The sequence below is a fragment of the Pseudomonas sp. PDM19 genome, assembly GCF_014852215.1.
Taxonomy (GTDB): Bacteria; Pseudomonadota; Gammaproteobacteria; order Pseudomonadales; family Pseudomonadaceae; genus Pseudomonas.
Map to the genome: position 1 here is coordinate 1025793 of NZ_JACVBG010000002.1, position 12026 is coordinate 1037818.

A 12026-nucleotide genomic window follows, 5' to 3' on the forward strand; every position below is an offset into this window, starting at 1 on the left:
GCGATGAAGCGTGTAGGTCTGATCGGTTGGCGTGGCATGGTGGGTTCGGTGCTCATGCAGCGGATGCTGGAAGAGCGGGACTTCGACCTGATCGAGCCGGTGTTCTTCACCACCTCCAACGTGGGTGGCGAAGGTCCGTCCATTGGCAAGGACATTGCCTCCCTGAAGGACGCCTACAGCATCGAGGAACTGAAAACCCTCGACGTCATCCTGACCTGCCAGGGCGGCGACTACACCAGCGAAGTCTTCCCCAAGCTGCGCGAAGCCGGCTGGCAGGGCTACTGGATCGACGCCGCTTCCAGCCTGCGCATGCAGGATGACGCGGTCATCGTCCTCGACCCGGTGAACCGCAAGGTCATCGACAACTCGCTGGATGCCGGCACCAAGAACTACATCGGCGGCAACTGCACCGTCAGCCTGATGCTGATGGCCCTGGGCGGCCTGTTCGAAGCCGGCCTGGTCGAGTGGATGAGCGCCATGACCTACCAGGCGGCCTCGGGTGCCGGCGCGCAGAACATGCGCGAGCTGATCAAGCAGATGGGCGCCATCAACGCTTCCGTCGCCGATGACCTGGCCAACCCGTCCAGCGCCATCCTCGACATCGACCGCAAGGTCGCCGAAGCCATCCGCAGCGACGCCATGCCCACCGAGAACTTCGGCGCGCCGCTGGCCGGCAGCCTGATCCCGTGGATCGACAAGGAACTGCCCAACGGCCAGAGCCGCGAAGAGTGGAAAGGCCAGGCCGAGACCAACAAGATCCTCGGCCGCTTCAAGAACCCGATCCCGGTGGACGGCATCTGCGTGCGCATCGGCGCCATGCGCTGCCACAGCCAGGCGCTGACCATCAAGCTGAACAAGGATGTACCCATCGCGGACATCGAAGGCCTGATCAGCCAGCACAACCCCTGGGTCAAGCTGATCCCGAACCAGCGCGAGATCAGCATGCGCGAACTGACTCCTGCGGCCGTCACCGGCACCCTGAGCGTTCCGGTCGGCCGTCTGCGCAAGCTCAACATGGGCACTCAGTACCTGGGCGCCTTCACCGTGGGCGACCAGCTGCTGTGGGGCGCCGCCGAGCCGCTGCGCCGCATGCTGCGCATCCTGCTCGAGCGTTGATTCGCCTCTGAGTGACACCCACGACGCCGGCCCTGAGCCGGCGTCGTGCTTTGTGGAGCACGAGAAGTTCCCTGTGTGTAGGTGAACCGCCGCACAAAAACGCCAGCCCGTCTGACTGTCGGCTCTTTGGCGCCGGTTTCTGTGACGCACCCGGAAAAGCCACCGGGAACCAGTCGTTATCCTCGCAGCCCGTCCATGGGGACAGGTTTCGGCGCGCCTTTCGCGCCGGCCGACGGCAAGCAAGCAGCGGGGGAGAAAATGGCTCGGTTACACAGATTGTGGTTGGCGACGGCAGTCGCCGCGGCGTTCATGCCGGGCATGGCAGGCGCCCTGGAGCTGGGTGACATCTCCTCGCGGGCAGCGCTGGGGCAGACCCTCTCGGCCAATATCGACCTGCGCGGCGTGGCTGACCTGAGCTCCGAGGAGGTGGTGGTGAGTCTTGCCTCGGCAGATGACTTCGAGCGCCTGGGTGTGGACCGCAACGTGGTCACCAGCGGGCTGAAGTTCACGCCCGACGTTGGCAAGAACGGCCGTGGCGTCATTCATGTCAGCTCGTCCAAGCCGATTCGCGAGCCCTACGTGAACTTCGTCCTGCAGGTGGTCTGGCCGCAGGGTCGCCTGGTGCGCGAATTCACCTTGCTGCTGGACCCGCCGACCTATGTGGCCAGTCCCGTGACGCCGCCGGCCATCGCGCCGGTGGCTGCAGTTCGCGCGCCGCAGGCGCAACCGCTGGTGCCGGCGGTCGCCAATGCGCCGGCTGACAGCTATCGCATCCAGCGCAACGACGCGCTGTGGGACATCGCTTCGCGCAACCGTCCGTCCAGCGGTGTTTCGGTCATGCAGACCATGGCCGCGATCCAGCGCATGAACCCGGATGCCTTCGTCGACGGCAACGTCAATCGCATCAAGGTCGGCCAGGTGCTGCGCCTGCCCAGCGAACAGCAGGTTCGCGAGCAGAGCCACGCCCAGGCAGTGGCCCATGTCGAAACCCAGAATTCCGAGTGGAAAGCCAAGCGCAATCCGCAACTGGCCCAGCAGGGGCGCCAGCTGGACGCCACCCACAAGGCGGAGGCGGGCAGCGCGCCGGCAAAGGCCGAAGAGCGCGACAACCTGCGCCTGATCTCCGGCCAGCCGGGCAAGGACAAGGGCAAGGTCGAGGCCGAGCAACTGGCCGTGGCCCAGGAAGGTCTGGACAGCGCCCGTCGCGAGGGCGATGAACTGCGCAGCCGGATTTCCGACCTGGAGAGCCAGACCCAGAAGCTGAACAAGCTGATCGAGCTGAAGGACTCGCAGATCGCCGGCCTGATTGCGCGTCTGGCCGAGCAGGATCGGGCCAAGACCCAGGCCGCTCCGCAGGCAGGCAATCCGCAGGCTGCAGCCGGGGGCGTCGCCCAGGTGACGGCGCCGCTGACCGCCCAGGCTACGGACGGTGCGCCGCGCCCCTGATCTGCGGCGATAGGCGGCGGAGCCCTCGATTGCTTCGCCGCCGGTGGGGGCAGTAAAGTGCTGCGCTACTTTACCCACCGATTGTGAGACACCGGATGCCTGAAACACTCGACATCGCCGTAGTAGGCGCCACAGGACTCGTTGGCGAGGCTTTGGTCGAACTGCTGGAAGAGCGCGACTTCCCCGTCGCCAACCTGTATCTGCTGGCCAGCGGCGAATCCGCCGGCAAGTCGGTTGCCTTCCGCGGGCGCAACATCCGGGTCGGCAAGCTCGATGATTTCGACTTCGCCAAGGTGCGCCTGGCCTTCCTTTCCGTAGGCGCCGAGGCCGCTGCCGATTGCGCCGCCCGTGCCAGCGCCGCCGGTTGCAGCGTGATCGATCTCAGTGGTGCATCGCTGAGCAATGCCGCCGCGCTGCTGGCCCAGGCCTGCGTGAATGCTGAGGCTGTCGAAACCCTGCAGCTGCCCGCTGTGATTGCCGCCCCGGCAGCGCCGGCCGCCGAGGTTGCCGAAGTGCTTGCCGCGCTGCGTGGCGTGCTGGAGCTTCGCCAGGTCACTGTGAGCGCCTGCCTGTCCGCTTCCGCACTGGGGCGCGAGGGTGTGCAGGAGCTGGCGCGGCAGACCGCGGAGCTGCTCAATGCTCGTCCGCTGGAGCCGCGACTGGTGGATCGCCAGTTCGCCTTCAACATGCTGGCGCAATTGGGCGACGTCGATGCGCAGGGTTATTCCGTGGTCGAGCGCCGCATCGCGGCAGAGCTCGCTGTGCTGTTCCCCGAGCTGAAGGATGGCCTGAGCGTTACCTGCAGTCTGGCGCCGGTATTCTTCGGCGATACCCTGATGCTTTCCATCAGGACGGCAGCGCCGGTTTCCCTGGCGGCAGTCAGCGTTGCCCTGGATGCGGCGGACGGCATCGAGCTGCTGGAAGGCGATTACCCGACTGTCATCGGTGATGCACAGGGGCAGGATAGTGTTTACGTCGGTCGCCTACGGACCGGTCTGACAGATTCGTGCGAACTGAATTTGTGGATTGCGTCAGATAATGTGAGAAAAGGCGCAGCCCTAAATGCTGTGAACTTGGGCGAATTGTTGATAAAACACTATCTGTAAAAGATACTTACCGAATATTTGAAGAAGTATTCTAGCTTGGCAATACTGGCCGGGAACGTCGCTGACAGGGGAGAGCACCGCCGTGAAAACGGAAGGTGTAGTGGGCAGCGGCGCCCGTTAGACGTTGTTCTAATCCAGAAAAAAGCTATTAAAACAAGGGATTAATATATGGTCCGGCTTCGCAAACTGGTGCAGGCAATCGCAGCTGCTTCGGCACTGACCTCGGGCATGGCGCATGCGTTGGGGTTGGGGGATATCCACCTGCGTTCGGCGCTGAACCAGCCGCTGGATGCCGAAATCGAGCTGGTCGAAGTTCGAGACCTGTCCGCGGCCGAGGTAATCCCGAAGCTGGCTTCGCCGGAGGATTTCAACAAGGCCGGCGTCGACCGTCAGTACTTCCTGACCGGGCTGAAATTCACGCCCATCGTCAAGCCGAATGGCAAGAGCGTCATCCGCGTGACCTCCGACCGGCCGGTGCAGGAACCCTACCTGAACTTCCTCGTGGAAGTGCTCTGGCCCAATGGCCGTCTGCTGCGCGAGTACACCGTGCTGCTGGACCCGCCGCTGTATTCGCCGCAGACCGCCGCCGCCGTGCCGCGCGCGCCGATGGCCGTGCCCGCTCCGGTAGTGCGCCCGTCCGCCACAGCCGCGCCGCGTGCGACTCCCGCGCCCAGCGCTACTCCGCCTGCGCCGGCTCGTCGCCTGGAAGGCAACGAGTACCGCACCGGCAAGAATGACACCCTCTGGGAAATCGCCGCTCGTGCGCGCCCGGATGGCAGCGTTTCCGTCCAGCAGACCATGCTGGCGATCCAGGACCTCAATCCCGATGCCTTCCTCGGCGGCAACATCAACCGCCTGAAGAGCGGCCAGGTGCTGCGTCTGCCCGATGCCGAGCAGATCAAGGCGCGCACCCAGCCGGCTGCAGTGACCGAGGTCAACCAGCAGTACACCGCCTGGCGCGAAGGCCGCAGCCTGCCCACCGGCGGCGCCCGTCAGCTGGATGCCACGCCGCGCGCCAATGCCGGTAACGCTCCGGCCCAGGCCGAAACCAAGGACAGCCTGCGCCTGCTCTCTGGTGAGAATGGCAAGGCCAAGGGTGGCGACAAGGGCAGCAAGGACGGCCAGGCCGTCGCTGACAAGCTGGCCGTCACCAAGGAAAGCCTGGACAGCACCCGTCGCGAGAACGACGAGCTGAACAGCCGCATGACCGACCTGCAGAGCCAGATGGACAAGCTGCAGAAGCTCATCGCGCTCAAGGATGCCCAACTGGCCAAGCTGCAGAACGAACTGGGCAACGACAAGGCTGCTGCCGCCAATGGCGCCGTTCCGGTTCCCGTGCCGGGCGCCGATTCGGCTGCCCAGCCCGCGACTCCGGCGGCTCCGGCCGTCGCAGAACAACCGGCTGCGCCGACTCCGGGTGGCGACGCAGGCACCCCGCCGGCACCTGCCGCCGAGGCGCAACCGCAACCGGCTCCGGCGCCCGCACCGGCTCCTGCCGCAGCGACCCCCGCGCCGGAAGCGGAGAAGCCGAAACCGGCTCCCGCTCCTGTTGCCGCACCGGTCGAGCAGGCCGAGACCGGCATCGTGGACGAGATTCTCGCCAATCCGATCTGGCTGGGTGCCATCGCCGGCAGCGCGCTGCTGGCCCTGCTGGTCCTGCTGATGATCATTTCCCGCCGTCGCGCCGCCAAGGAGCAGGAAAGCCTCGCTGCCTACGCCGGTGATGACGAGCCGCATCTCGATGACGACCTGACCCTTGCCGGCAGCGAGCTGGATGCCCTGGTCGTGCCGCCGGCCGCCGAGGTTGCCGCCCCGGCTCAGGCTGCGCCAGAGCGTGTGGCTGCGCAGACCAGCGATGCACTGGGCGAGGCAGACATCTACATCGCCTACGGCCGCTTCAACCAGGCTGCCGAACTGCTGCAGGGTGCCATCTACGACGAGCCGCAGCGTACCGACCTGCGCCTGAAGCTGATGGAGGTCTATGCCGAGATCGGTGATCGCGAAGGTTTCGCCCGTCAGGAAAACGAACTGCGTGAGATCGGCGGCGCCGAGCCGCAGGTCGAGCAACTGAAATCCCGTTACCCAGGCATGGTCACCCTCGCTGCCGTGGGTGGTGGTCTTGCTGCTGCCGCAGCGTCTGCTGACGACGACCTCGATGGGTTCAGCCTGGACGACTTCGAAGTGGAGCCGACTCCGCCGGCCGCCGAGCCTGCCACTCAGTCGCACAGTGATCTGGATGACGCCTTCGACCTGGCGCTGGACGACCTCGAACTGGGTGACGACAAGCCCGCCGCTCCGGTCGCGCAGCAGGACGACGAACTGTCCTTCGGCAGCTTCGACCTGGACGACGACCTGAGCCTGGGCGGTTCGCCGGCCGTGACTCCAAGCGCGAAGGCCGAGGACGACTTCGCCTTCGATCTGGATCTGCCGGAAGAGCCGGTTGCCAAGGTCGAGGCTCCGTCGCTGGTCGATGACCTGAGCGACTTCTCCCTGGACCTGGACAAGGATCTGGAGAAAGATACCCAATCCACCCTGGCTTCGGCGGAAGATGACTTCCTGCTGGGCCTGGACGACGACACCGCATCGCTGTCCGGCGTGAGCCCCGAGGAGTTCACCCTGGATATCGAGAGCAAGGCGCCGCAAGCCGACGACCTGCCGGACGATTTCGACCTGTCCCTGGCGGATGACGAGCCGGCGCCGACCAAGGCCGACGACAGCTTCGCCGCCCAACTGGACGAGGTCAGCGCCGAGCTGGACCGTCTCTCCGGGCAGAACGAAGAGCCGCAGGCTCCGGTCGAGCCGCTGGCAGACGAAGGCTTCGCCGCCAGCGATCTGGACCTGCCGGGCGAAGGTGCTGACGACGAAGACGATTTCGACTTCCTCTCCGGCGCCGACGAAGCGGCCACCAAGCTCGACCTGGCGCGTGCCTACATCGACATGGGCGACACTGAAGGCGCCCGCGACATCCTCGATGAAGTCATCACCGAGGGTAACGACAACCAGCAGCAGGAAGCTCGCGAACTGCTCGGGCGTATCGCCTGAGCCGGAAGGCTCCAGATAGATGATTGAAGCAGTACCCTCAGCGGCGGCCGAATCGGCCGCCGTTGGCGTTTCCAGGATTGCCCTGGGCGTCGAATTCAAAGGCTCGCGCTATCGCGGCTGGCAGCGCCAGGAAAATGGTGTACCGACCGTGCAGGGCGCGCTGGAAAAAGCGCTGTCCCGGGTGGCTGACCATCCGGTATCCCTGATGTGCGCGGGTCGTACCGATGCGCTGGTGCATGCGAGCGGGCAGGTGGTGCATTTCGACACCACCGCCGAGCGCTCGCTCATCGCCTGGGTCATGGGCACCAATGCCAACCTGCCCAACGACATCAGCGTGACCTGGGCCAAGGTGATGCCGGCGCATTTCCATGCGCGCTTCACTGCCATGGCGCGGCGCTATCGCTACGTGATCTACAACGACCAGATCCGCCCGGCGCACATGGCCGAAGAGGTCACCTGGAACCACCGCCCGCTGGATGTCTCGCGCATGCGCGAGGCGGCCCGCGCGCTGGTCGGCACCCATGACTTCACCTCGTTCCGCGCGGTGCAGTGCCAGGCCAAGTCGGCCATCAAGACGGTGCACCACCTCGAGGTGATCGAGCACGGGCGCTTCATCGTGCTGGATGTCCGCGCCAATGCCTTCCTGCATCACATGGTGCGCAACTTTGCCGGGATGCTGATGACCATCGGCGCCGGCGAGCGCCCGGTGGAATGGGCGGCCGAAGCGCTGGCCGCGCGCGATCGGCGCGCCAGCGGCATCACCGCGCACCCTTACGGGCTGTACCTGGTGGGCGTGGAGTACCCGGAGGAGTTCGTGCTGCCCGAGCGGTATGTGGGGCCACATTTCCTTTCAAGTTTGCCGGATATCGTCGGCTGACGATGCCGGGGTCATTTGCTACCATCGATCGATCACTTGCCTGAAGGTTGCTGCATCTTGTCCGCCGTTCGCATCAAAATCTGCGGTATTACCCGAGTCGAGGATGCCCTGGCCGCCGCCGAGGCGGGGGCCGACGCCATCGGCCTGGTGTTCTATGCCAAGAGCCCGCGCGCGGTGAGCATCCAGCAGGCGCGGGCGATAGTCGCTGCGCTGCCGCCCTTCGTCAGTACCGTCGGCCTGTTCGTCGATGCCAGTCGCTGCGAGCTGGGGGAAATCCTCGATGCGGTGCCGCTGGACGTCCTGCAGTTCCATGGTGACGAGACGCCCGAGGCCTGCTCCGGCTGGCACAAGCGCTACCTCAAGGCCCTGCGCGTGAAGCCGGGCGACGACGTGGCGGCGCAGATCGCGAAGTATCCGCAGGCCAGTGGCTTCCTCCTCGATACCTACGTGGAGGGCATTCCTGGTGGAACCGGGCTGGCTTTCGACTGGTCGCTGGTGCCGAAGGATGTGCAGCGTCCGTTGATCCTGGCCGGCGGCCTGACGGTCGCCAACGTGGCCGATGCCATTGCCCAGGTGCGCCCTTACGCCGTGGATGTGAGCGGCGGGGTGGAGGCGAGCAAGGGCATCAAGGATGCGCAGAAGATCCGCGATTTCATCGCGCAGTGTCGTTCGGTGGCGTGACGCTGAATCTTCATGTGACGACGAGCGGCCTGCCGCCGTCCACTACCCAATCGCTGCCCGTGGGTGGCGCTGGGAGTTGTCGGTGTTGGCAGTCTTGTCCATCGGCGACCCGCATCGAGTGCTGTATCCGTGGCGACGCCCCAGGCGGCGCCTTTGTTTGCGAGGGGTTCCGGCCTTGAGGTCGGAACCGCGACGATGAATTTGCTCAGGGGCACGCGCAACCCATCGCGCCGTGCCGCTGCACTGGAGACGAGAGCATGAGCAACTGGCTGGTAGACAAGCTGATCCCTTCCATCATGCGTTCCGAGGCGAAGAAGAGCTCGGTACCGGAAGGCCTGTGGCACAAGTGCCCGTCCTGCGAGGCGGTGCTGTACCGTCCGGAGCTGGAAAAGACCCTCGACGTCTGCCCCAAGTGCGATCACCACATGCGTATCGGCGCCCGCGCGCGCATCGATATCTTCCTCGATGAGGAAGGCCGCGAGGAGCTGGGCGCCGAGCTGGAGCCGGTGGATCGCCTGAAGTTCCGCGACAGCAAGAAGTACAAGGACCGCCTGACCGCCGCGCAGAAAGACACCGGCGAGAAGGACGCTCTGATCTCCATGAGCGGCAAGCTGATGGGCCTGCCGGTCGTGGTCAGCGCCTTCGAGTTCTCCTTCATGGGCGGCTCCATGGGCTCCATCGTCGGTGAGCGCTTCGTGCGTGCTGCCAACTGCGCCCTGGAAAACCGTTGCCCGATGATCTGCTTCTCCGCCTCGGGTGGCGCGCGCATGCAGGAAGCGCTGATCTCCCTGATGCAGATGGCCAAGACCTCCGCCGCGCTGGCCCGCCTGCGCGAAGAGGGCATCCCGTTCATTTCCGTGCTGACCGACCCGGTGTACGGCGGCGTTTCCGCCAGCTTGGCGATGCTCGGCGACGTGATCGTCGGCGAGCCGCGCGCGCTGATCGGCTTCGCCGGCCCGCGGGTGATCGAGCAGACCGTGCGCGAGAAGCTGCCTGAGGGCTTCCAGCGCAGCGAGTTCCTGCTGGAGCACGGCGCCATCGACATGATCGTCCACCGTTCGGAAATGCGTCAGCGGCTCGCCAGCCTGCTGGCCAAATTCACCCACACTCCAAGTGCCGCGCTCGCAGGATGACCCCACGTACCCTTGCCGACTGGCTCAGCTATCTCGAACAACTCCACCCCACGGCAATCGACATGGGGCTGGATCGCTCCCGTGAAGTAGCTGGCCGGCTTGGCCTGGGGCGCCTCGCGCCCCGCGTGGTGACCGTCACCGGCACCAACGGCAAGGGTTCCACCTGCGCCTTCCTCGCCGCCCTGCTCGGCGAGCAGGGCCAGCGCGTCGGCGTCTACAGCTCGCCGCACCTGCTGCGCTACAACGAGCGCGTGCTCATCGATGGCGTCGAAGCCAGCGACGAGGCACTCTGCGAAGCCTTCGCCGCAGTCGAGTCGGCTCGCGGCGAAATCTCCCTGACCTACTTCGAAATGGGCACCCTCGCGGCCTTCTGGCTGTTCGAGCGCGCCAACCTGGATGCAGTGGTGCTGGAAGTCGGCCTGGGCGGTCGCCTGGATGCGGTCAACCTGATCGACTCCGACGTCGCGGCGGTCACCAGCATCGGCATCGATCACGCCGACTGGCTGGGCAACACCCGCGAAAGCGTGGCTTTCGAGAAAGCTGGTATCTTCCGCGCCGGCAAGCCTGCCGTCTGTGGTGATCTGGAGCCGCCAGCGCCGATCATGGAGCAGGCTCGCAAGCTCGGCTCGCCGCTGGTTCTGCGCGGGCGTGATTTCGACCTGGCGATGGGCGAGGGCGACTGGCACTGGCGCGGCCGTTCCGCCACCGGCGAGGCGCTGAGCCTGCACAACCTGCCGCTGCTCGACCTGCCGATGGAGAATGCGGCGCTGGCCTTGCAGGTGTATGCCTTGCTGGACCTGCCGTGGCAGTCCGAGCAATTGGTCTCCGCACTGCAGCGCACCCGCGTGACCGGGCGCCTGGATCGCCGAACCGTGCAATGGCATGGCGAAGAGCGCCACTTGTTGCTCGACGTCGGGCATAATCCGCACGCAGCGCAATACCTCGCCAGCCGCCTGCGTGCGGCGCCGCCCAAGGGTGTGCGCCACGCGGTGTTCGGCCTGCTGGCGGACAAGGACCTCGACGGCGTACTGGAACCCTTGCTCGGCTTGGTGCAGGATTGGGCCGTCGCGCCGCTGCCCACCGGGCGCAGCCGTCCGGCCGCAGAGCTGGAGGCCGCGCTGCAGGCACGCGGGGCGCAGGTCAGTGGCCATGGCGATATCGCCGCGGCGCTGGTGGCGCAGTGCGATGCGGCGGGCACCGATGATGAGATTCTGGTGTTCGGTTCGTTCTACAGCGTGGCGGATGCCCTGGAGTGGCTCGCCAAGGCTGCTCAATAAGTAGACCTAAGGGGAGTTGTGCATGGCGTTGCTCGATAAGGGGCTCAAGCAGCGGGTAGTCGGAGCGCTGGTGCTGCTGGCACTGGCTGTGATCTTCCTGCCGATGCTGTTCTCCCGCGAGGATGATGTACGCCAGGTGGTGGTCGAAGCGCCGGTGATGCCCAAGCCGCCGGCGATGCCTACCGTCGAAGTGCAACCCACCGAAGTTCCCGAGCCGCAGGCCGAAGATGCGGATAACGCCGTGCCGCCGGCCGAAGCGGCTCCGGCGCAGGCGCCTTCCGCGCCCATCGCCAGTCTGCCGACCCAGCAGGCTCAGCCGACGCAGCCCAAGGCTCCGGCCCCGCAGCCGGCTGCTCCCAAACCGGCCGTGCCGGCGCAGCAGCCTGCCCAGGCCGCCGCTCCTGCCGCTCCAGCGCAACAGCCGGCCCAGCGTCTGGATAGCAACAACCTGCCAGTGAGCTGGTCCGTGCAACTGGCCAGCCTGTCCAACCGTGCTCGTGCCGATGAACTGCAGAAGTCGCTGCGCAGCCAGGGCTACAACGCCTACGTGCGCAGTTTCGACGGCATGAACCGCGTCTTTGTCGGCCCTGTGGTCGAACGCGCCGAGGCGGATCGCCTGCGCGACCAGCTCGGCAAGCAGCAGAAACTCAATGGTTTCGTGGTGCGTTTCCAGCCAGAGCGTGGCTGAACCCGTTCGTTAGCTTCTCTCAATCAGCCCCATGTCAAACTGGGGCTCTTCTAAATCGAAGGCCTCTGCTAAAATGCGGGGCCTTTCCGTTTCTGGGCCGCAACGTGGCATTTACCTGGGTCGATTGGACGATGATCGGCATCATCGTCGTTTCCAGCCTGATCAGCTTGAGTCGTGGTTTCGTCAAGGAAGCCCTGTCGCTGGTCACCTGGATCGTAGCCGGTGCGGTCGCCTGGATGTTTGGCGGCGCCCTGGCCGAGCATCTCGCACCCTACATTCAGCTGCCCTCGGGGCGTGTCATCGCCGCCTGCGCTCTTCTTTTCGTCGTCACGCTGCTGCTGGGCGCGCTCGTCAATTTTCTCATCAGCGAGCTGGTGCGGGTGACCGGCATGTCCGGCACCGACCGCGTGCTCGGCATGGTGTTCGGTGGCGCCCGTGGCGTGCTGCTGGTGGTTTTGCTGGTCGGTCTGCTGAGCCTTGCGCCGGTGCAACAGGACCCGTGGTGGCAGCAATCGGTGCTGATGCCGCATTTCCTGATGGTCGCCGACTGGTCGAAGAACTTCATCCTGACTTTTGCCGGGCAGTGGATGTCCGGCGTTACCATCACTCCGCCTTCCGGAGTGGGTGGCTTGCTGCCGGCCCAGTGACGGGCGGGCGGAG

10 protein-coding genes are annotated in these 12026 nt (G+C 65.7%); all 10 read left to right on the top strand.

The window, feature by feature from the left end:
- Positions 1-3 precede the first annotated feature (3 nt).
- Positions 4-1116 (top strand): aspartate-semialdehyde dehydrogenase, encoded by a 1113-nt coding sequence (gene asd, locus IB273_RS13180; protein WP_192224230.1) that lies wholly within the window; start codon positions 4-6, stop codon positions 1114-1116.
- Positions 1117-1425: 309 nt separating this feature from the next.
- Positions 1426-2562: a FimV family protein gene (locus IB273_RS13185; RefSeq protein WP_225610157.1), complete on the top strand. Its 1137-nt coding sequence runs from the start codon at positions 1426-1428 to the stop codon at positions 2560-2562.
- A gap of 95 nt (positions 2563-2657) precedes the next feature.
- Positions 2658-3668, top strand: a complete 1011-nt coding sequence (locus IB273_RS13190) for an aspartate-semialdehyde dehydrogenase (protein WP_192224516.1) — start codon at positions 2658-2660, stop codon at positions 3666-3668.
- Positions 3669-3836: 168 nt separating this feature from the next.
- On the top strand, positions 3837-6710 hold the full coding sequence (locus IB273_RS13195; protein WP_192224232.1) for a FimV family protein: 2874 nt from the start codon (positions 3837-3839) through the stop codon (positions 6708-6710).
- A 19-nt stretch (positions 6711-6729) separates the two neighbouring features.
- Positions 6730-7587 (top strand): tRNA pseudouridine(38-40) synthase TruA, encoded by an 858-nt coding sequence (gene truA, locus IB273_RS13200; RefSeq protein WP_081519368.1) that lies wholly within the window; start codon positions 6730-6732, stop codon positions 7585-7587.
- 57 nt (positions 7588-7644) lie between these two features.
- Positions 7645-8268, top strand: a complete 624-nt coding sequence (locus IB273_RS13205) for a phosphoribosylanthranilate isomerase (RefSeq protein WP_081519369.1) — start codon at positions 7645-7647, stop codon at positions 8266-8268.
- Positions 8269-8525: 257 nt separating this feature from the next.
- Positions 8526-9401: an acetyl-CoA carboxylase, carboxyltransferase subunit beta gene (accD, locus tag IB273_RS13210; protein WP_192224233.1), complete on the top strand. Its 876-nt coding sequence runs from the start codon at positions 8526-8528 to the stop codon at positions 9399-9401.
- Entirely contained in the window at positions 9398-10678 is a 1281-nt protein-coding gene (gene folC, locus IB273_RS13215) for a bifunctional tetrahydrofolate synthase/dihydrofolate synthase (protein WP_192224234.1), read from the top strand. Before accD ends, folC begins: the two co-directional genes overlap by 4 nt.
- 22 nt (positions 10679-10700) lie before the next feature.
- Positions 10701-11366 (top strand): SPOR domain-containing protein, encoded by a 666-nt coding sequence (locus IB273_RS13220; protein ID WP_192224235.1) that lies wholly within the window; start codon positions 10701-10703, stop codon positions 11364-11366.
- 104 nt (positions 11367-11470) lie between these two features.
- Positions 11471-12013, top strand: coding sequence for a CvpA family protein (locus IB273_RS13225; RefSeq protein ID WP_139791618.1), 543 nt, complete (start codon positions 11471-11473; stop codon positions 12011-12013).
- The last annotated feature ends 13 nt before the right edge of the window (positions 12014-12026 follow it).

What these genes read in the sequence shown, in the direction of transcription:
- IB273_RS13195 (WP_192224232.1), top strand. Translation starts at nt 3,837, where the DNA reads ATGGTCCGGCTTCGCAAACTGGTGCAGGCAATCGCAGCTGCTTCGGCA.
- IB273_RS13190 (WP_192224516.1), top strand. Translation starts at nt 2,658, where the DNA reads ATGCCTGAAACACTCGACATCGCCGTAGTAGGCGCCACAGGACTCGTT.
- asd (WP_192224230.1), top strand. Translation starts at nt 4, where the DNA reads ATGAAGCGTGTAGGTCTGATCGGTTGGCGTGGCATGGTGGGTTCGGTG.
- IB273_RS13220 (WP_192224235.1), top strand. Translation starts at nt 10,701, where the DNA reads ATGGCGTTGCTCGATAAGGGGCTCAAGCAGCGGGTAGTCGGAGCGCTG.
- accD (WP_192224233.1), top strand. Translation starts at nt 8,526, where the DNA reads ATGAGCAACTGGCTGGTAGACAAGCTGATCCCTTCCATCATGCGTTCC.
- folC (WP_192224234.1), top strand. Translation starts at nt 9,398, where the DNA reads ATGACCCCACGTACCCTTGCCGACTGGCTCAGCTATCTCGAACAACTC.
- IB273_RS13185 (WP_225610157.1), top strand. Translation starts at nt 1,426, where the DNA reads ATGCCGGGCATGGCAGGCGCCCTGGAGCTGGGTGACATCTCCTCGCGG.
- truA (WP_081519368.1), top strand. Translation starts at nt 6,730, where the DNA reads ATGATTGAAGCAGTACCCTCAGCGGCGGCCGAATCGGCCGCCGTTGGC.